This window comes from Streptomyces tibetensis (genome assembly GCF_007655005.1).
In the GTDB taxonomy this organism is placed as follows: Bacteria; Actinomycetota; Actinomycetes; order Streptomycetales; family Streptomycetaceae; genus Streptomyces; species Streptomyces tibetensis.
Genome location: NZ_SZVW01000002.1, coordinates 547376 through 568101, shown reverse-complemented (window position 1 = coordinate 568101; position 20726 = coordinate 547376). Strand labels below are relative to the sequence as shown.

The 20726-nt window shown below is 73.1% G+C and carries 16 protein-coding genes; 9 read left to right on the top strand and 7 right to left on the bottom strand.

Annotated elements, in window-relative coordinates; translation table 11 throughout:
- The 8 genes from FDO69_RS04855 to FDO69_RS04820 form a co-directional block, all read left to right on the top strand.
- On the top strand, positions 1-4051 hold a 4051-nt coding region (locus tag FDO69_RS04855; protein ID WP_138430054.1), incomplete at its 5' end, for a thioester reductase domain-containing protein.
- Between the two features lie 118 nt (positions 4052-4169).
- Complete coding sequence (locus FDO69_RS04850) at positions 4170-4667, top strand: pyridoxamine 5'-phosphate oxidase family protein (protein WP_104778462.1); 498 nt, start codon at positions 4170-4172, stop codon at positions 4665-4667.
- 136 nt (positions 4668-4803) lie between these two features.
- Positions 4804-5328, top strand: coding sequence for a hypothetical protein (locus FDO69_RS04845; protein ID WP_104778461.1), 525 nt, complete (start codon positions 4804-4806; stop codon positions 5326-5328).
- Complete coding sequence (locus FDO69_RS04840; protein WP_104778460.1) at positions 5321-6358, top strand: hypothetical protein; 1038 nt, start codon at positions 5321-5323, stop codon at positions 6356-6358. The genes FDO69_RS04845 and FDO69_RS04840 overlap by 8 nt, the downstream gene beginning before the upstream one ends.
- Before the next feature lie 413 nt (positions 6359-6771).
- Positions 6772-7833: a peptidoglycan recognition protein family protein gene (locus tag FDO69_RS04835; RefSeq protein WP_104778459.1), complete on the top strand. Its 1062-nt coding sequence runs from the start codon at positions 6772-6774 to the stop codon at positions 7831-7833.
- A gap of 295 nt (positions 7834-8128) precedes the next feature.
- Positions 8129-9292 (top strand): acyltransferase family protein, encoded by a 1164-nt coding sequence (locus FDO69_RS04830; protein WP_234387845.1) that lies wholly within the window; start codon positions 8129-8131, stop codon positions 9290-9292.
- A 12-nt stretch (positions 9293-9304) separates the two neighbouring features.
- Positions 9305-9535, top strand: a complete 231-nt coding sequence (locus FDO69_RS04825) for a hypervirulence associated TUDOR domain-containing protein (protein WP_104778458.1) — start codon at positions 9305-9307, stop codon at positions 9533-9535.
- A gap of 6 nt (positions 9536-9541) precedes the next feature.
- Entirely contained in the window at positions 9542-9877 is a 336-nt protein-coding gene (locus FDO69_RS04820) for a DUF3140 domain-containing protein (protein WP_104778457.1), read from the top strand.
- Positions 9878-9933: 56 nt separating this feature from the next.
- Here the strand turns inward: FDO69_RS04820 and FDO69_RS41070 are convergent, their stop codons facing one another.
- The 5 genes from FDO69_RS41070 to FDO69_RS04800 all read right to left on the bottom strand — a co-directional run bounded on the left by FDO69_RS41070 (position 9934) and on the right by FDO69_RS04800 (position 14136).
- Entirely contained in the window at positions 9934-10089 is a 156-nt protein-coding gene (locus FDO69_RS41070; protein ID WP_167526520.1) for a hypothetical protein, read from the bottom strand.
- Between the two features lie 246 nt (positions 10090-10335).
- The gene (locus FDO69_RS04815; RefSeq protein WP_138430052.1) at positions 10336-10566 is read right to left on the bottom strand and encodes a hypothetical protein; all 231 of its coding nucleotides are present in this window, start codon (positions 10564-10566) and stop codon (positions 10336-10338) included.
- A gap of 464 nt (positions 10567-11030) precedes the next feature.
- Positions 11031-12053 (bottom strand): hemolysin family protein, encoded by a 1023-nt coding sequence (locus FDO69_RS04810; protein WP_104778455.1) that lies wholly within the window; start codon positions 12051-12053, stop codon positions 11031-11033.
- Positions 12050-13393 (bottom strand): hemolysin family protein, encoded by a 1344-nt coding sequence (locus tag FDO69_RS04805; RefSeq protein WP_104778454.1) that lies wholly within the window; start codon positions 13391-13393, stop codon positions 12050-12052. The genes FDO69_RS04810 and FDO69_RS04805 overlap by 4 nt, the downstream gene beginning before the upstream one ends.
- 239 nt (positions 13394-13632) lie before the next feature.
- Positions 13633-14136: a MarR family winged helix-turn-helix transcriptional regulator gene (locus FDO69_RS04800; protein ID WP_104778453.1), complete on the bottom strand. Its 504-nt coding sequence runs from the start codon at positions 14134-14136 to the stop codon at positions 13633-13635.
- Between the two features lie 116 nt (positions 14137-14252).
- Here FDO69_RS04800 and FDO69_RS04795 point away from each other — a divergent pair, with 116 nt between their 5' ends.
- Positions 14253-14768: a YceI family protein gene (locus FDO69_RS04795; protein ID WP_104778452.1), complete on the top strand. Its 516-nt coding sequence runs from the start codon at positions 14253-14255 to the stop codon at positions 14766-14768.
- 8 nt (positions 14769-14776) lie between these two features.
- Here the strand turns inward: FDO69_RS04795 and FDO69_RS04790 are convergent, their stop codons facing one another.
- Positions 14777-16483 (bottom strand): hypothetical protein, encoded by a 1707-nt coding sequence (locus FDO69_RS04790; protein WP_104778451.1) that lies wholly within the window; start codon positions 16481-16483, stop codon positions 14777-14779.
- A gap of 217 nt (positions 16484-16700) precedes the next feature.
- Complete coding sequence (locus FDO69_RS04785; protein ID WP_104778450.1) at positions 16701-20720, bottom strand: bifunctional nitrate reductase/sulfite reductase flavoprotein subunit alpha; 4020 nt, start codon at positions 20718-20720, stop codon at positions 16701-16703.
- Positions 20721-20726: the final 6 nt, after the last annotated feature.

The window sequence follows — 20726 nt, the reverse complement described above, 5'->3', positions numbered from 1 at the left end:
CGACTGGGAGGCGTTCTTCACCGGCTCCGGAGCCCGCCGGGTCCCGCTGCCCACCTACGCCTTCCGGCACCAGCGGTACTGGGCCGACGCACTCACGGCCGGCCGCCGGGACGCGGGCGGATTCGGACTGGACAGCACCGAGCACCCCCTCATCGGCGCCGCGCTGTTCCCGGGGGACCGCGACGAGGCCCTGTTCACGGCCCGCCTGTCGTCCCGCGCGGACCGGTTCCTCGCCGCCCACACCGTCGCCGGGGAGACCGTCGTGCCCGGCACGGTCCTCGCCGAACTCGCCGTCCGGGCCGGAGACGAGACGGGCTGCACGGCCGTGGACGAACTCGTCGTCGACGAGCCGCTGGTGCTGCCCCGCGTCCGGGCCGGAGACGAGACGGGCTGCACGGCCGTGGACGAACTCGTCGTCGACGAGCCGCTGGTGCTGCCCCGCGAGGGGGCCCTGCACCTCCAGGTCCGCGTCGGTGAACCGGACCCGGCCGGCCGGCGCGCCCTCACCGTCCACGCCCGGCCCGAGGCGGCCGACGCGTCCTGGACACGCCACGCCCACGGCGTGCTCGTCGACGCTCCGCTCGTCCCACCGGCGGACACCGAGCCCGCGCCCTGGCCGCCGCCCGGCGCCGAGCCGTTCACGGCCGCCGCGGACGGGACCGAACCGCTGGAAGCAGTACACGAGTTGTACGAGCGCTTCGCCGCGGCCGGTGTGCACTACGGGCCCGCGTACCGAGGGCTCACCCGGATGTGGCGACGCGCCGGCGAGCTGTTCGCCGAGGTGGCCCTGGCCTCCGAGACCGACCCGCGCGCCGAGGGGTTCGGGCTCCACCCGGCCCTGCTGGAGGCCGCCCTGCAGCCGCTGTACGCCGCAGGCCTGCCCGGCCGGCCGGCGGCCGTCACCCGGTGGCGCGGTCTGCGGCTGCACGCCGTCGGCGCGGACACCCTGCGCGTCCACCTCGCCCCGAGCCCCGCCACCGACACCTACGCGCTGCGGCTGACCGACCCGGCCGGGCAGGTGGTCGCGGAGGCCGACGCCGTGACCGTCGCTCCCGTCCGCGCCGAAGCGCTGCGGGCCGCCCGCACCCGGCACCGCGACGCCCTCCACCACGTGGAGTGGATCGCCCGGCCCCTGCCCGCCGCTTCCCTCGACTGGCTCACGCTCGACGCCGCCACGGACCCGGACGTACCCGCCGTCACGGCCGCCGTGGCCGGCGGACGGGTCGGGGCCGTACGCCTGGATCTGACCACCCCTGAGGGAGCCACCGCGGGCGACGCCGTCCGGGACACCGTCGGCCGGGCCCTGTCCTGGGCGCGGCAGTGGCTCGCCGAGGAGACCCTGGCCGGCACGCCGCTGGTGGTCGTGACCCGTGGCGCCACGGCCGTCACCGGTGACGAGGACGTCGTCGACCCCGCCGCCGCTGCCGCCTGGGGCCTGCTGCGCTCGGCGCAGTCGGAGACGCCCGGGCGGATCGTCCTGGTGGACGCGGACGGCGAACCCGGCCCGGACGCACTGTCCGCCGTGGTCGCCTCCGGCGAACCCCAGGCCGCGATCCGCGGCACCACCCCCGGCACGGCCTCCGACACCACTTCCGGGGCTGCCTCCGCCGGAACTGCCTCGGGCACTGCTTCTGGGGCTGCCTCTGCCGGCATTGTCTCGGGCACCGCTTCCGGCGCTGCACCCGCCCGAACTGTCTCCGGCACCGCACCCCGCATCCACGTACCGCGCCTGCTGCGCACCCCCGTGCCGCCGCCCGCCGCCGACGTCCCCCGCACGGTCTGGGACCCCGACGGCACCGTCATGGTCACCGGTGGCACGGGATCGCTCGGCGCGCACTTCGCCCGTCACCTGGTCACCGACCACGGCGTCCGCCACCTGCTGCTGGTCAGCCGGCGCGGCCCGGACGCCCCGGGCGCCAGCGAGCTGTGCTCCGAACTGGGGGCGCTGGGCGCGTCCGTGACCGTGGCCGCCGCGGACGTCGCCGACCGCGCCGCCCTCGCGGGTGTCCTCGCCTCCGTGCCGGAAGCGCATCCGCTGCGCGGTGTCGTCCACACCGCGGGCGTCCTCGACGACGGCGTCATCGACGCACAGACCCAGCAGCGGCTCGACGCCGTGCTGCGGCCCAAGGCCGACGCGGCGTGGAACCTGCACGACCTGACCCGCGACGCCGACCTGACGGCGTTCGTGCTCTTCTCGTCCGTCGCCGCGGCCGTCGGAGGCCCCGGCCAGTCCACCTACGCCGCGGCCAACGCCCACCTTGACGCGCTCGCCCAGCACCGAGCCGCCTCGGGCCTGCCGGCCACGTCCATCGCCTGGGGCCTGTGGGAGCAGGCGACCGGACTGACGGGCGGCCTGACCGAGACGGACCTGAAGCGGATCGCCCGCAGCGGCTTGCGCACCGTCCCACAGGAGCTCGGCACCGCCCTGTTCGACCTGGCTCTGGACACCGGCCGCCCGTACCTGGTGGCCACCCCGCTCGACATCCCGGTGCTGCGCCGCCAGCCGCAGGTCCCGGCGCTGCTCAGGGCGCTGGTGCGGGTGCCGGTCCGCGCCACGGCGCGCGGCGCGGCCGACGCTGGGCCCGGGCTCGCCGAACGGCTCGCCGGACTCGACGAGGCCGCCCAGCACACAGCCGTCCTCGACGCCGTGTCGGCCGAGATCGCCCGGGTCCTCGGCCGCTCCGGCACCGTCGACCCCGAACGCCCCCTGCAGAGCAGCGGTTTCGACTCGCTCACCTCCGTCGAGCTGCGCAACCGACTCGCCACGGTCACCGGCCTGCGCCTGCCCGCCACCCTGGTCTTCGACCACCCGACACCCAGGGCCCTGGCGGCACACCTGCGCGGCGAACTCCTCGCACCCCAGGACAACATTGAGCCGGGCCCGGCCGTCGACTACGCCGCCGACCTCGACCTGCCCGCCGACATCCGCCCCGCCGACGAGGTCGTCCGCACCGTCACCGATCCGTCGGACCTCCTCGTCACCGGCGCGAGCGGATTCCTCGGCGCGTTCCTGGTGCGCGACCTGATGCGCACCACGACCGCCCGCCTGCACTGCCTGGTGCGCGGCGCGGACGACGCGGCGGCCTACGAGCGGCTGCGCTCCAGCCTCACCTGGTACCGCGTCTGGGACGAGATCGACGAGAGCCGGCTGCTGGTCCGCGCCGGAGACCTGGCCGAGGAGCGACTGGGCCTGACCGAGGAGGAGTTCGACGGCCTCGCCCGCACCGTGGACGCCGTCTACCACGCGGGCGCCACCGTGCACTGGCTCCACCCCTACGAGGCACTGCGCGCGGCCAACGTCCACGGCACCCGGGAGGTCCTGCGCCTGGCGGCCCGCCACCGCACGGTCCCGGTGCACTACATCTCCACCGTCGGCGTCTTCAACGGCCCGGTCACGCCCGGCGTCCCCCTGAAGGTGACCGACCCGACCGGCCCCGCAGAGGCCCTGCCCAGCGGCTACCTCCAGTCCAAGTGGGTCGCCGAGCAACTCGTCGGCCTGGCCCGGGACCGCGGACTGCCGGTGTCGGTGCACCGCGTCGACGTCATCTCCGGCGACACCCGCAACGGGGCCTGCCAGACCCGCGACTTCGTCTGGCTCAGCCTCAAGGGCCTCCTCCAGGCGCAGGCCGCGCCGGCCGGCGTCGCAGGCCGCTTCCACCTGCTGCCCGTCGACTACGTCAGCGCCGCCATCGTCGGTATCTCCCGCCGCGAGCCCGCCGGCGGCACCTTCCACCTGTTCAACCGCACCTCGCTGAGCCTCGCGGACTGTGTGTCGTACCTGCGTGAACTCGGGTACCGGCTCGACGAGACCGACCGGGAGCGGTGGAGCGCCGCGGTGCGCTCCGACCGGGACAACGCCCTGCTGCCGCTGCTGCACGCCTTCGAGATGATGACGTCCGACACCGACGGCTTCTATCCGCCCATCGACACCGCCGAGACGGAGGCGGCACTGGCCGGCACGGACATCGCCTGCCCGCCGCTGACGCGTGAACTCTTCGCCAAATACGTGGAGTTCTTCGTCCAGGAAGGGCACTTCCCGCCCGCCGCCTGACCCGTGAGGTCCGCCGGCCGGACACCACAGGCCGCCCGGCCGCTCCCCGTCGAGCGGCCGGGCGGCCCGCCCCTTTTCCCCTTTTCCGCCCCCTCGTACATGAATCCGAGGTATCGCCATGGGCACCGCACGGGTGCGTTCTTTCTCCGAGATCGAGGCCGCCTTCGTCGAGTACGTCCAGCGGACCGTCTACTGCACGATGGTCACCGTCGACCGGCACAACCGCCCCCGGGCCCGCGTCGTCCAGCCCGTCTGGGAAACCGTCGACGGGCGCCCCGTCGGGTGGCTGGCGGTCTTCCGCACCCCCGTGAAGGCCGCCCACCTGGCGCACAACCCCCATACGACGTACGCCTACTGGCACCCCCGCCAGGACGCGGTGTTCGTCGACGCCGTCTCGGCCTGGGCGCCCGACCGGGACACCAAGCTGCGCGCCTGGGAGCTGTACCGCCGCAACAGCCCCCCGGGCGTCGGCTACGACCCCCACCTCTACTGGAGCGCCGGCCCCGACAGCCCCGACTACCACCTGCTGCGCATCGACCCCTGGCGCGTCCAGGTCCTGCGCGGCTCGGACCTGAGCAGCCGCATCTGGGCGGCCGACTCCCCGCCGAACCCCTGACACCCGCAGGCCCCGCGCCGAAGCCCGCCGGCCGGGCGGCCGCTCCCGATGACGCGGCCCACGCGTTGCCCCGCCCTCCCGGCATGCGGTTGGATCACCGGACCGGCTGAACGAGGCAGCGATCCAGGGAGAGTTGATGGCAGCAGAGGGGGAGCGGCCGGAGAGCACGTCCGCGGGCCACACCGGTGAACCGGCCGCGCACTTCACGACCGGCGGCGACGCGTGGGGCCCCATGCCCGCTCCGCCCACGGACGAGGACGCCGGCGCACTCCTCGCCGTGCTCACAGAGTTGCGGTCCGACCTCCCACGCCTGCGGGACTCGGATGAGATCACCGCCTTGAGGGACCAGTGCGAGGCGGCCGTGGACGAGATCTCCGGGACCGGTCGCGTCACGCTCGACCTCGTCGCCCGGCTCCGGGCCCGTCTCGCGGCGGCAGAACCGGTCCGGTCGGTCCTGGCCTCCGGCGCCGCTCTCGCCCTGTCCCTCGACCGGGCGGAGGACCGCCTTCGCACGCCCCGCCCCGCCGAGGAGCCGAAGAGGCGGGCCAGGCCCGCGGGTCACACACACCCCGGCGGGTACGGAACCCCGGTCGGTCACACCCCGCCCGGACCCAGCACCGGCTCCGACGACGACGAATGGCCCGACCCCGCCGATGGGTGACATCGCCAAGGGCGTGCTGGGCGGGGCCTGGACGCTGCTCGTGGGCTGGATCCTGCCCACCGCGCTGAACCTGGCCGTCTTCCTGCTCGCCGTCGCCCCGAGCCTGCGCGGCCTCGGCCCGCTCGAACGGCTGCGCGGACCGAGCGGACCCGGCACCGGCCTCACCCTGCTGACCGGGGCGCTGCTGCTCGGCCTCGTCGCCAACGCCTGCCAGAACGCGCTCTACAGGCTCCTGGAGGGGTACCTGCTGTGGCCGGCCCGGGCCTTCGAAGCGGGCTGCCGCCGCAGCCGCCGGACCAGGGCGTTCCTCGCGGACCGGCTGACCGTGCTCCGTCTGGAGCGCCGGGCGGCCGAGCAGGGGCCGCTGCGGCCCGCGGACGCGCAGGAGCTCGCCGGGCTGCTGGCCGAGGCGCGGCTCGCCCGGGCCGCCCGGCGGGACCGGCGTCGCACCGCCGTCCAACGCGGGCTGCTGCGCGAGCGGTTCGCCCGGTTCCCGATCGCCGAGGACCAGATCGCCCCGACCCGGCTCGGGAACGCCATCCGCCGCTTCGAGGAGTACGGCTGGGACCGCTACCGCCTCGACACCCAACTGCTGTGGAACGAACTCACCGGCTGCGTCCCGGACCAGATCCGCCGCCAGAGCGAACTCGCCCGCGCCAGCGTCGACTTCTTCGTGGCCCTGCTGTCGGGCCACGTCGCCGTCGCCCTGGCGGCGGCTCTCGCCCTGACGGCCGGAAGCCGGCCGGACCGCCTCGCCCTGGTGAGCACCCTCGTCGTCCTCACGGTGCTCGTGCCGGTCTGGTACCGGTCGGCGGTCACCGCCACCGACGAGTGGGCGGCGGCGGTTCGCGCCCTGGTCAACACCGGCCGCAAACCCCTCGCGGCCTCGCTCGGCCTCGCCCTCCCGCAGACCCTCGCCGCGGAACGCGACATGTGGACGATGGTGTCCCGGCTCTCCCGCATCCCCTACCACGAACGCGCCGCAGCCCTGGACCGCCATCGCGCCGAACCCACCACGGACCCGGTCTGACAGGCCCGTCCCGGCTCACGGACGGTCGAAATCCGGCTGCCGGCGACCTCCGGACGAGCCCAACGGCCCGGCTGCGAACAGCTGGTCGAACCGGAACGCCGCAACCCAGGTGGCCTCGGACGCGGCGTGCCGGGCGCACCCGTGCGGGGTCGAGGCGGGGACGGATGACGCCTCTCTCCCCGGTGCCCGGGCGTCGCAATCGCGCCGTTTTCGGTACGTGGCGTACGGCGAGGTGAGCGACGGGTCGAGCGGCGCGAGAATGGTGAGGACCTGACAACGGCACTGCGGGATCAGACGCGCTGCGAGATTCAGCACGCCCCGAGCTCAGGCACGCTCCTGGATCAGGCCGCTCCCCACATGTGATCGGACCGTCTTCAGACCGGCACGCACGCGCCGGAACGGAGGACTGACTCATGGCCACCCCGCTCACCGCCGCCCGGCTCGTCACCGCGTTGAAAGCCGAGGGCTGCGCCGTCCGCGAAGTCGCCGGCTGGCGCACCAACAACCGTAACCACAAGGGACCTTGGGGCCCCGTGCACGGTGTGGTGATCCACCACACCGTCACCGGCCCCGGCACGGACGTCGTCGGGCTGATCTTCCACGGCCACAGTGCCCTGCCCGGCCCGCTCGCCACCGGGTGCATCACCAAGGACGGCGTCGTCCACCTCACCGGCAACGGCCGGGCCAACCACGCCGGCGGCGGGGACGGCGACGTCCTCGACGCTGTCATCGGCGAGTCGTACGGCACGTATCCGCCCCCGACGCACGAGCACGACGGCTCGGCCGGCGCGGTCGACGGCAACGCCCGGTTCTACGGCTGGGAGTGCGAGAACAAGGGCGACGGCAGGGACCCGTGGCCGCCTGCCCAGTACCTCGCGATGGTCAAGGCCACCGCCGCGGTCTGCCGCGCGCACGGCTGGGGCCCCAAGAGCGCCATCGGCCACCTGGAATGGAGCGACTGGAAAGTCGACCCGCGCGGATTCGACATGGCCGGCTTCCGCCGTGACGTCGCCGATGCCCTGGCCCTCCCGGCGGGCCGATGGGAAGGAGAGGACCCCATGCCCCAATACGTCAACCTCGGTGTCGCCGAGCAGTACGACCTCACGCCCGGCGCCTGGAACTCGATCGAGTTCACCGAGGAGTGGACCGACGAGACCGGCGACCACGCCACCGGCGGAAGCGTCTTCGCCCGCGGTCCGGCCCGCTTCAGCGGAACCCTCAGTTTGCACGTCGACGGACTGCCCGCGGGCGCTGTCGTCCAGGCACGCATGACGGAGTACGAGGACGACCAGCAGCGCGTGGACCACCCGATCCACGAACTCGTCGGGACGGGCGGCGGCACCTTCGTGGTGCTGCCCGTGACGAAGCGGGTCCCGTCGGGCCGAAGCATGCGGGTGCGGCTGCTGAACCAGGCCGCCGTACCGGTCACCGTCGTGAGCGCCGTACTGACCGTGCTGGTGTGGACGGAGACCTGACCGCCGCGCACGCCCTAGGAACCACCGTCCCGCGCGTCCGTGATTCGCCCTGCACCCCCGCACCTCCCTCACCGTCGCCGGCCGCTCCGGCAGTGGCAGGACCCGCGCCCTGCGGGAGACGATCGCCCCTCCCGGTCCGTATACCCGGGCATGAACCGAAGCGAGCCATGTCCGTTACGAGTTGAACGGATGCACGGCCCTGTGATTAGGGTGCGGGCGATGTTCTGCGCACACTCCCTTCCTTCACTCCCGGCCGGAAGAGGCGCCCACGCCTCGAGTCGCTTCGGGAGGGCTTGTGAGTGACACGATGACCGGGGTCCGCCCGGGCGCGGAAACGACTCCGGTGACGCGCACGGAAGAGCAGGACGCCGCAACCCGCCCGGCCCGGCAGCGGGACGCGTTCTTCGACAATGCCAAGTACCTCGCGATCGTGCTCGTGGCCGTGGGGCACGCCTGGGAGCCACTGCGCCAGGGCAGCAGGGCCGTCACCGCCCTCTACACCGTCGTCTACGCCTTCCACATGCCGGCGTTCATCATCGTCTCCGGCTACTTCTCGCGCACCTTCGACGGCAGCCCGGCCCGGCTCAAGCGCCTGGTCACCGGCGTCGTCGTCCCGTACCTGGTGTTCGAGACGGCGTACACCCTGTTCACCCGCTGGTCCAGCCAGGACCCCGACCGCCCGGTCAGCCTGCTGGACCCCCTGTACCTCACCTGGTTCCTCGCGGCACTGTTCGTCTGGCGGCTGACCACACCGCTCTGGCGGCTGGTGCGGTGGCCGCTCCCGCTCGCCCTGGTCGTCGCGATGGTGGCGACGACCGCGCCGTCCATCGGCCCCGACTTCGATCTGCAGCGCGTGTTGCAGTTCCTGCCGTACTTCGTGTTCGGGCTGCTGCTGCGGCCGGAGCACTTCCGGCTGGTGCGACGGCGCGCGGCGCGGATCCTCGCCGCGCCGGTGGCCGTCTGCGCCCTGGGCCTGGCGTACTGGGCGGTTCCGCGGATGGACTACGCCTGGTTCTTCCACGCGGACAGCGCCCCGGAACTGGGCGTCCCCCTCTGGTACGGGCCCCTGATGACCCTGGCCACCTTCGGCTGCTCCCTCGTGCTGGTCGGCTGCTTTCTCGCCTGGGTGCCCGGGCGGCGGACCTGGTTCACGATGCTGGGCGCCGGCACCCTGTCCGGCTACCTGCTGCACGGTTTCGTCGCGCAGGCCGCGAAGCACTGGGGCTGGTACGAGCCGGCCTGGGTCCGCGGGCCGGCCGGCGTGATCGCCGCCACCCTGGTCGCGGCCGTGGTCGTCACCGCGCTGTGCACACCGGCCGTACGGCGGGCCTTGCGCTGCGTGACGGAGCCCCGGATGGAGTGGGCCTTCGACGACACGGCACCGAACGGGCCGGCGCCCGCCGAGCTGCGCCCTGACCGCTCAGCCCGCACGCTGGAAGGACATCACGCGTCTCGGTGAGGGAGTACCGGCATGGCGAAGGGCCACGGCGAGGGCGGGAAACCGAAGAAGGGCGACAAGGTCACCTGGAGCAGTCACGGCAGCCGCACCGAGGGCGAGGTGGAGCGGAAGATCACCGAACGGACCGAGGCGTCCGGCCGCACGGTCGACGCCTCGCCGGACGACCCCCAGTACGAGGTGCGCAGCGACAAGTCCGGCAGGACCGCGGTGCACAAGCCGTCCGCGCTCAAGAAGAAGAAGTGAGGCGGCGTGGACGGCGGCGAACGCGAGGAGACCTGGAACGACTTCCGTGAGCTGGTGAACATGACACCGGCCGGTCTGGAGAAGTGGCTGGAGTCCGACGACTCGCGAAACGCCGGACAGCACCAGGGCGGGGGCGAGTCCACCGGACACGCCTCCGGCCGTCGGATCGTGGCGATCCTGCGGGCCGAGAAGGGCGACCTCACGGACGACGACTACCGGCACATGCGCAAGGTCGTCGGCTATGTCCGCCGTCACCTGGCCCAGCGGCCCTCCGGGGACGTGCGGGACTCACGGTGGCGGTACTCCCTGATGAACTGGGGCCACGACCCGCTCGGCGGGTGACGGGCCTGCGGGAGAGCAGCTGCACGAAGCCCCGGGAGGCGCGACGCCCCCCGGGGTCACGCCGCGCCGGTCTCCTGAGGGGCCACTGCGACCCCGTTCAGCGCCTGGCTCATCTGGTGCTGGGTCTCTTCGGCCACCACACGGGCCTCCTCCACGACGTCACCGCGTTCGCGTATGAGGCTCTCGTAGATCGGCAGTTCTCCGGTCGACATCGAGTCAGGTTTCACAGTGCTGTTCCTATCGCTTTGCAGACGGGATCTGAGGGGTCCGAGTAAGTCTGCGTCACGCCCTCCCACCGTGTTACCCACCCCCGGGGTGTCCAGATTTCCGTCACGTGTTTCGCAAATTCCTCACGTTTGCCGGCTGCGTCCGAGGCCGATGTCCGCCGTGGCCCCTGCGAGGCCCGCATGCGAAAGGGCCCCGGGAATCGCTTCCCGGAGCCCTCTGTGCGGAGTGCGTCAGAGCGACGTCGTGTGGAGGCCCGCGTTCGCGCCCGCGGCCGCGCCCTCCGGCGAGACGACCGCCTGCACGGCGGCGCAGGCCTCGCCGGTCAGGGGGCCGACCAGGCCGGCGGAGAGGCCGCCCACGAGGCCCGCGGAGACATCGACGCCGCCCGCGTTGCCGCCGGCGACGGCGTCCAGGTCGGCGTCGGTGAGCTCGGCGGTGTCGACCCGAGAGGTGAGGTTCATGGGGGTGTTTCCCTTCGCGTGAATGTCTCGCAGTGGCGGTGAGCGAGGGTGCTCGCGGAAATCCGGAGACCGGGATTCCGCCCCGGCCGCTCCCGCCGTGCGCAGGATCAAAGCACTCCCCGGAGAAGAGATCCAACCGCCCGCCGGCGCCGCACGCCTCCTCGTGGCCACCGCCTTCACCGCTGTGACCTCCGGGTCACGGGATGCGCCCACTTCTTCACACAGCCCGTCGCCCGGCCGGGCGCGGGACTCTTGCGCCCCGATTCCCGAAGCGGGCACATCACCGCCAAGTCCCCAGGCCGCGACCGGGACGCGGCGGCGACCCGGGCACCGCGCGACATCCCGGCACACGGTGTGCAGATGTGCTGGATGTTCGGGCCCCGCCCCCGTCAGGCGCAGGCCTTCGCCCCCGTCGGGCGCAGGTTCCCGCCCGCCTCAGGCGCAGGTCTTCGCCCCTGTCAGGCTCAGGCCACCCCGGCCGGCTGCAGCAGCCGGGCCAGCAGGTCGTCCAGGGTGACCAGGCCCGAGAGGCGGCCGGAGCCGTCGCGGACCACCGCCAGGGACGACCGGCGGCGGCGCAGCACCTCGATGGCGTCGGCGACCGTGGCGGTCTCCGCCAGCTCGGGGACCGGCCGGGCGAGGTCCCGCGCGGTCGTGGCCCGGCCCCGGGCCCGGGCCACCAAGGCGTCCCGGGCGTGCACCGAGCCGAGGACCGTGCCGTTCTCCCGGACCAGCAGCCGGGTGCGGTCGTGCTCGGCGGCGAAGCGCAGCAGCGCGTCGAGGTCCGCCTCGCCCTCGACCCAGGTGATCTCGGCGGCCGGGATCCGCAGCGCGGCGACCGGAGTCTCCGGCTCGGTCAGCGAGCGGGTCAGCAGTTCCGAGTCGGTCGCGCTGATCAGACCCAGTCGCTCCGACTCCTCCACGAGGTGGGTCAGCTGCTCCCGGTTGTGCACCGAGGCCAGCTCGTCGCGCGGGGCCACCCGGCACAGCCGTACCAGGGCGTTGCTCACCCGGTTGAGCAGCCGGATCAGCGGACGCACGGCCCGCACCACCGCCCGGAAGGGCGGCGACAGCAGCATCGCCGAACGCTCGGGGTGGGCGATCGCCCAGGACTTGGGCGCCATCTCGCCCACCACCATGTGCAGGAACACCACCGCGACCATCGCCACCGCGAAGGCCACGCCGTAGCTCACGGCACTGGGCAGGCCCAGGGTGCGCAGCAGCGGGTCGAGTTCGTGCGAGATGGCCGGCTTGGACACCGAGCCCAGACCCAGGGTGCACACGGTGATGCCCAGTTGGGCACCGGCCAGCATCAGCGACAGCTCGCGCATCCCGGCCAGGGCCGCCCCGGCGCCGCGCCGCCCCTCGGCGGCCGCCTTCTCCATGCGGTGCCGTTTGGCGGCGACGAGGGCGAACTCGGCCGCCACGAAGAAGCCACTGCCGATCAGCAGCAGCACGGTCACGAAGACCGCCATCGGGAAACTCACGCCATCTCCTCGGCTTCCCCGGCCTCCACCAGCAGGCCGATCCGGACGCGGTCGGCCACGTGCCGGTCCAGCGTGCGGACGTCGATCACGGCCCGGCCGCCGCCTGGCAGCTCGACCGTGACCCGGTCGCCGACCGTCGGGAAGCGGCCGAGCCGGTCCACGACCAGGCCGGCCACGGTGTCGTAGTCGTCGTCCTCCGGCAGCCGGACACCGGTCGCCTCGGCCACCTCGTCCACCCGGCGGCCGGCGTCCACCAGCCAGCCGTCGCCGTCCGCGACGGCGAGCAGGGTGACCTTGTCGGACTCGTCGGCGATGTCACCGACCAGCTCCTCGGCGATGTCCTCGTACGTGACGACGCCCGCCACGCCGCCGTGCTCGTCCAGGACGACCGCGAACTCGTCGTCCTGTTCCCGCATCCGCGTCACCGCGTCGGGCAGCGCGAGCGTGTCCGGCAGCAGCAGCGGCCGCCGGGCCACCTCGCCGGCACGCGCCCCGGCCAGGCGGGCGGCGGGCAGCGCCATCAGCTCGCGCACGCCCAGCACACCCACGATGTCGTCCGGGTGGTCGCCGAGCACCGGGTAGTTGGAGTGGCCGTGCCGGGCGATCAGGCCGATCGCCTCCTCTGCTCCGGCGTCCTTGCGGACGAACACGGCGTCGGCGCGCGGCACCATCACCTCGTCGAGGGCGCGCTCGGAGAACTCCAGCGCGTGGTCCAGCAGCGCGGCGGTGTCCTGCGGCAGCTCCCCCTGCTCGTGGGACTCGCCGATCAGATGTCCGAGCTCCTCCAGCGTGGCGCCGTGGTGCAGTTCCTCGACGGGCTCGATCCCGGCCTTGCGCAGCAGCCGGTCGGCCGCGCCGTCGAAGATCCGCACGACGGGGCCGACGAACCTCAGATACGCCAGGGTGGACGGGGCCAGTGCCTTGGCCAGCCGCTCGGGCACGGCGATCGCGAGGTTCTTCGGGGCGAGTTCGCCGAGGACCATCTGCACGACCGTGGCCAGGACGAAAGCGAGCACGACGGCGACGGTGCTGACGGCCGCGTCGGGCAGGCCGAGGCCCGACAGGGCCGGCCTGAGCAGCGCGGACACCGACGGCTCGGCGATGAAGCCGACCACCAGGCCGGTGACGGTGATGCCGAGCTGCGCGCCGGACAGCATGAACGACAGCCGCTCCAGCACCTTGAGGGCACGGGCGGCCCGGTGGTCCCCGGCCTCGGCCTCACGCGCGAGGGTGAGCCGGTCGGCGGAGACGTAGGCGAACTCCTGGGCGACGAAGTAGCCGGTGCCGGCGGTCAGCACGAACACGGCGAGCAGGCCCAGCAGGGCCTCGGCGGCACTCATCGAACACCACCCCGCCGGGTGCCGCGATCACTCATGTCATGGCGGGATGGTCGGGGACTGTGCCCCGGAGGGTCCGTCGATCTGGCGGACAAGAACGTGCTCCTTAGACGTGTGGTGTGTCATCCGGTACAACGCTCCTCGTCGCGCCGGTGTTCCCGGATTCTACGCACGTGTAGATGAAGCGATCAGGGGACGCGGGGCCCGAAGTGAAGGGGCCCGGGTGAAGGGGTGATCCCGCCTCACTCCTCGCCGGAGTCCCTCGCGAGATCCGGCACCAGCCCCCGCATCGCCGCGCACTGGTCCGGCCCCATGAAGCGGGCCAGGGCCTCGGTGACCGTCTCGGCGAGCGGGGCCGAGGCTTCGCTCAGCAGGTGGCGGGCCTTGTCCGTGAGGGCGACCTCCACGCCCCGCTTGTCGCCGCACACCGATCGGCGGGTGACGAGGCCGGCGTGCTGGAGGCAGGCGATCTGATAGGTGAGGCGGGTCTTCGGGCGGCCCAGGAGCTCCGCGACCCGGGTCATGCGCAGACCGCCCTCGGGCTGCTCCGCGAGCAGGCACAGGACGAGGAACTCGTCGTGCGAGACGTCCAGCCTGTCCTTCACGACCGCGCGCAGCCGTTGCTCCACCGCCCCCGTCGCGGCCAGCAGCAGCATCCAGGCGCGCAGCTCCGCGGGCAGCAGCCCGCCACCGCCGAGGGACGGGCATTCGGGCAGGTCGGCGGGGTGCTCCTCGGGGTCGGACATGCCCCCGAGTCTACCTGTCGTCCAAATTTGAAGAAGAAGGGTTGTTCAGTTTTGGATTAGCGGCTAGCGTGCCTCGCAGTCATCCAAATTTGCACTACTTGGCAGGGAGAACGCTCATGACCGTCACCGTGGAAACCGGACAGTGGCAGCTCGACGCGACCGCCTCGAGCGTCGGCATCCGGCACAAGACCATGTGGGGCCTGGTCACCGTGAAGGGCGCCTTCGGCGCTCTCGGCGGTCGGGGCGAGATCCGGACCGACGGATCCGCCGTCGGCACCCTCACCCTCGACGTCACCTCCCTCGACACCAAGAACGCCAAGCGCGACACCCACCTGCGGTCCGAGCACTTCTTCGACGCCGACCACCACCCCGAGATCACCTTCGAGGCCCGCAGCGCGGAGCTCCGCGACGGGGACCAGGTGCACGTGGTCGGACAGCTGACCGTGCGCGGCATCAGCAGGCCGCTGTCCCTGACCGCGCGCGTGACGGACCGGGACGCCACGGGGCTCACCCTGGACACCGAGTTCGGCGTGGACCGCGAGCAGTTCGGCATGGGCTGGAACCAACTCGGCATGATCCGCGGCCGGACGACCGTCACCGCCACCCTCCGCTTCACCCGGGCCACCGCCTGACACCCGCGTCAGTCCGGGCGCAGGGCCTGCTGCACATCCGTGCTCGACAGCGTCTGCGGCGACGCCGTGAACGCGCGCAGACGGACCCGGGATCCAGGGCGGGGCAGCGGGAAACGGCCGGCGGGCGCGTGGAGTGTGTAGAACGCGGTGCCGTGCGCGGACAGGGTGCGCGGGCCCCGGACGACCCGCCAGTACGGGCCCATGCCCTGGCCGGTGGTCAGCATGAAGTGCGGGGAAAGCGCGGTGTCGCCGGTGTTGGTGACCTGGAGGGCGAGGCGGGAGACGGTAGCCGCGGTGGGGTGCCGGACCGCCGTGACCCGCATCCGCAGCGGCGGTGTGCCCGTCGCCGCCACGGCCGCACAGGCCGCCGCCGGCGCCAGCAGCAGCACCGTCGCGGCGACTCGCGCCGGGCGGCCGCGCACCCCGGTCGGCAGGCCCGCGCGAGGCTGCCACGCCCGGGCGAACGCCGACGCCGGAGCGGTCACTGCCGCCGCCAGCCACAGTGGCGTCATCAGCAGGTAGTAGCCGTCCTGCGACCGGGTCGCCAGGTAGAAGACGCACCACGGCAGCACGGTCGCCGCCGGCCCCAGCCGCCGTACGAACAGCGCGAACAGGGCGAGCAGCCCCGCGAGGAGCAGCAGGCTCGCGTGGGAGTACCAGCCGATCCGGTCGCTGCCGTCCGTGAGGTACAGCGAGATGCCCACCACACCCTGGCCGTGCAGCACCGCCCCCTGGGTGAGCGGCAGGGCGATCCCCGTGAGCCAGCGCCCCGGCTCGCTCACGACGAAGTAGGCGTTGATCAGCAGCCACCCGCCGGCCGCGGCCCCGGCGAACCGCGCCACCACCAGCGCCGCCACCCGGCCGCCCAGCTCACCGCGCCGCACCGTGTAGATCCCGGCCAGCAGGAACGGCGCCAGGAACCACGGGAGTTGCTGCGCCGCGCACGCCACCCCGAGACACACCGCCCGTCCCAGACCCGCGGCCCCGAGCCGCCCGCCCTCACCGGTACGGGGCCAGCGCACCACCACCGGCACCAGCAGCGCCAGCGCCACGACCGCCGGGTAGCCGAGCCGCCCGTACGACGGCAGCATCCCGAAGCCCAGACACACCAGGGTCACCGCCGACCGCCACGGCACCGGCAGCATCCGCCACAGTACGACCGTCCCGGCGATCAGCGCGCCCGTGCTCACCGCCGTCGCCGGGGTGCCGCCGTGGCCCAGCCACAGCAGCGGCACCGTCAGCAGCGGGGCGAGCGGCGGATAGCCGTAGGTGAAGTCGTAGCCGCCGGTCACCGTCGGGGTGAGGGCCACGCCATGGCCGAAGAGCCAGGGCCACGGCTGCCCGTACACCGGGTGTCCCGCAGCCAGTTCCCGCGCCGCCTGGGTGGTGAGCAGCGCCTCGTCGGAGCCGTTGTGGAGCATGATCCACGCACACAGGGTGAGTGTCACGCCCGTCACCAGCACGCACAGGTCCACCCTGGCCAGCGACCGGACCCGGCGGACGACCAGGGCCAGCACCCCGCACGTCAGGATCGAGGCGTAGCACAGCGAGATCACGGCGGCCACGGCCGGACGATGACCGGCCGCCGACGTCCACACCGCCCGCGTACCGATCAGCAGACCGATGTCGGCGAGCAGGGTCAGGACGCGGTGCCACTGGGCCGGGGGAGCCGGCGGCGCGGAGACCGCCGGCCGGGTGCGCGGGCCGGACACCACCAGCGTCGTTTCTGCCGAGTACACGCCGCAGGACGCTAATCGCCGCCGGTGAGCGCGACCCGGAGGGAGGTGAAGATTCCGGTGTGCTCCGGGTAAGGGGCCTGTTCGGCCGGTACACGACTCAGTTCAGTAGCCGACTCAGTCAGTACACGACTCAGTCGAGTACACAGCTCAGTTCAGAACGCAGCGCGATGCACAGCACGATTCAGCACACGGCTCAGTACACGTCCCGCACGTACCGCTTGTCCGCCGCGAGCTGCTTCACGTACGCGGCGGCCTCGGCCTCGCCCAGCCCGCCGTGCGCCACCGCGATGTCCCGCAGCGCCCGGTCCACGTCCTTGGCCATCCGGGAGGCGTCACCGCAGACGTAGAAGCGGGCCCCGTCGCGCAGCCAGTGCCACAGCTCCGGCCCGTGCTCGCGCATCCGGTCCTGCACGTACACCTTGTTGCGCTGGTCCCGGGAGAAGGCGGTGTCCAGCCGCGTGAGGCTGCCCTCGTCGAGCAGCGCCGTCAGCTCCTCCTCGTAGTAGAAGTCCGTCGCCCGGTGCTGCTCCCCGAAGAACAGCCAGGAAGGGGCGCGGTGGCCGAGCGCCCGCCGCTCCTCCAGAAAGCCCACGAAGGGAGCCACGCCGGTGCCGGGACCGACCATGATCATCGGCGTCGACGCGTCCGCCGGGGGCCGGAAGTGCGGTGAGCGCTGCACGAACACCGGTACCTCCGTGTCCGGTTCGGCGTCGGCGAGGTACGGCGAGCAGACCCCGCCACGCGCCCGGCCGTGCAGGTTCTCGTACCGCACCACGGACACCGTCAGAGACACCCGCTGGGGATCGGCCAGCGGGCTGGACGATATGGAGTACAGCCGCGGCTGCAGCCTGCGCAACACCCCGGCCCACTCCTCGGCGCTCGCCCGCACCGCGTACTCGGCGAGCACGTCCACGGCCTGCCGCCCCCAGCTCCACTGCGCCAGCCCGTCCTTGTTGTCCGGCCGCAGCAGCCTGCGCAACTCGTGCCTGTCCCGGGCGCGTTCGGCGACGAAGCGGAGCAGATCGGGCGTGATCCGGGTGATGTCGAGATGCCGGTGCAGCGCCTCACCGAACGGCACCTCGCCGACACCGTCGACCGTCACGGCCGCCCCGGCGTCCACCCCGGTCACCGCCAGCCACTCCTCCACCAGCGAGGGCGCGTTGACCGGCCGCACACCGAGCGCGTCCCCGGCCTCGTACGCCAGGTCCGTCCCGCTCGTGTCGAAGGTGAACCGCCGGACCTCCTTGCCGGCCCCGGCCCGGCTGAGCAGCCGGTTGCCGACCAGCCGGGCCGTGGTGACCGGCTTGGACGTGGCCCTGGGCTTCGCGACCGGAGCCGCGGACCTCTCACCCAGCGCCGAGAGCACCTGGTCGAGCCACTGCCCTGCGGACGGCTCGAAGTCCGGCTCGCAGTCCGTGCGCGGGGCCAGCCGCACCCCGCCCAGTTCGTCGAGGCGCGCGTCCAGCCGCCGCCCGTGGCCGCAGAAGTCGTCGTACGAGGAGTCTCCGAAAGCCAGCACCGCGTACCGCACCCCGTCCAGCCGCGGGGCCAGCTCGCCGGACAGGTCGTCCCAGAAACCGGAACCGTTGTCGGGCGCGTCGCCGTCCCCGAAGGTGCTGGTGATGAACAGCAGGTCCGCCGTGCGGGCGAGCGTGCCGACGTCGGCGTCGTCCATGCCGACGAGGGTCGCACGGTGCCCCGTCGAGGTCAGCCGCTCGGCGGCGGCGGTGGCGAACTCCTCCGCGTTCCCGGTCTGCGAGGCCCACAGCACGACGACCTCACGGCCGGACCGCTCCTGCGACTCGGCCGCCGACGTCCGTGAGTACATCCCGGCCAGGACCCCGTTGACCCACAGCGCGTGCTCGGGCGAGAAGGGCGCGTCGGGCGGCAGCACCGGAACGCCGGGGGCGCCCGAGCCGAGGCCCGCGAGAAAACCGGTGAGGTACTGCCGCTCCTGTGCGGAGAGCACCGGCGGAGGGGAGGGGTCCAGGCCGAAGGGGTTCGCGGCGCCCGGCGTCACGGCCGTGGGCGTCAGGGCCGGTGCCTGGGGTGCGGGCGCAGCCACCTTCGCCAGCGACACCGCGCACGCCTTGAACTCCGGCTGGAACGACAGCGGATCCACCGCGTCGCTCGTCACCGCGTTGACGCTCAGGTACTCGCCGAACAGGTCGTTCCAGTGGAACGGCGCGAAGCAGCACCCCGGCCGCACCCGGTCCGTCACCACGGCCGGCAGTACGGCCCGCCCGCGCCGGGAGGCCACCTCGACGAGGTCGTCCTCGCCGACCCCGAGCGCCGCGGCGTCCTCGGGATGCAGCTCCACGAACGGCCCGGGATTCAGCTTGTTGAGCTTGGCGACCTTCCCGGTCTTGGTGAGGGTGTGCCACTGGTGCTGCACCCGCCCGGTGTTGAGCACGAACGGATAGTCGTCGTCCGGCAGTTCGGCGGCGGGCAGATGCGGCCGGGCGAAGAACACGGCCCGTCCGGAAGCCGTGGGGAAGCGCAGCCCCTCGTCACCCACGTACCGGATCGGATTGCGCTCCGGCCCGTCCTCCCGCGCGGCCGGCCACTGCACGGGCGTCTCCCGCAGCCGCTCGTAGGAGACCCCCCGCAGGTCCCAGCCGGTCTTCGGGTTCCAGAACCGCCGGATCTCCTCGAAGACCTGCTCGGCGCTGTCGTACGAGAACCCCTTCTCGTAGCCCATCGCGCACGCCACCTCGGCGATGATCCGCCAGTCGGCCATCGCCTCCCCGGGCGGGTCCGCCGCCTGCCGGGTCAGCGTGAGGTTGCGCTCGCTGTTGACGAACACCCCCTCGGCCTCGGTCCACATCGCGCCGGGCAGGACGACATCGGCGTACGCGTTCGTCTCGGTGTCCGCGAACACGTCCTGCGTGACGACGAACTCGGCGGCTTCCAGACCCTCGATCACCGTACGGCGGTTGGCGACCGAGGCGACCGGGTTGGTGCAGATGATCCAGCAGGCCTTGATCTCCCGGTCGGCCATCCGCCGGAACATGTCGACGGTGCCCTGCCCGGCCCCGTCGGCGCGCAGCGTGCCCGGCGGCAACTCCCACACCTCCTCGGTGAACGCCCGCTCCTCGTCCACGAGCACCGACCGCTGCCCCGGCAGCCCCGGCCCCATGTAGCCCATCTCGCGCCCGCCCATGGCGTTGGGCTGCCCGGTCAGGGAGAACGGCCCGGCGCCCGGACGGCAGATCGCCCCCGTCGCCAGATGCAGGTTGACCAGGGCGTTGGTGTTCCAGGTGCCGTGCGTGGACTGGTTCAGCCCCATGGTCCAGCAGCTCACCCACCGCCCGCCCGCCGCACCGATGATCCGGGCCGCCTCGCGCAGGCCGTCCTCGTCGACGCCGGTGATGTCGGCGACGGCGGCGGGGTGGTAGTCGGCGAGGAATTCGGGCAGGGCCTCCCAGCCCTCGGTGTGGGCCGCCACGAAGTCCGGGTCGGTGTGTCCTCCCTCGTGCAGCAGATGCAGCAGGCCGTTCAGCAACGCGAGGTCGGTCCCCGGCCTGACCTGCAGGAACAGATCCGCCTTGGCAGCGGTCGCAGTCCGCCGGGGGTCGACGACGATCAGCTTGGCGCCCGCCTTGACCCGCTCCATCATCCGCAGGAACAGGATCGGATGGCAGTCGGCCATGTTCGACCCGATGACCAGAAAGGCATCCGCACGGTCGAAGTCGTCGTACGACCCGGGCGGCCCGTCCGCGCCCAGCGACAGCTTGTAGCCGGTGCCCGCGCTCGCCATGCACAGCCGCGAGTTCGACTCGATCCGGTTCGTGCCCACGAACCCCTTGGCCAGCTTGTTCGCCAGATACTGCGCCTCCAGGCTCATCTGCCCGGACACGTAGAAGGCGACCGCGTCCGGCCCGTGCTCGTCGACGATCGCCCGCAGCCGCGCCGCCGTCTGAGTGATCGCGTCCGCGACGGGTGCGGGCACCGCCTCCTCGCCCCGGACGTCCCGCACCAGCGCGCCGGTCAGCCGCCCGGGCGCGGCGAGCAGGTCGGCCGTGGTCGCGCCCTTGGTGCACAGCCGCCCCACGTTCGCCGGGTGCGCCTTGTCACCGGACGCCTTCAGCACCGTGCGCCGCCCGTCGGGGCCCGCCCGCACATCGAGCACGAGACCGCAGCCGACACCGCAGTACGAGCAGACGGTGCGCACCTGCCGCGTGTCCGGCCGGTCTCCGGGGGTCGTGGTCATGCCTCG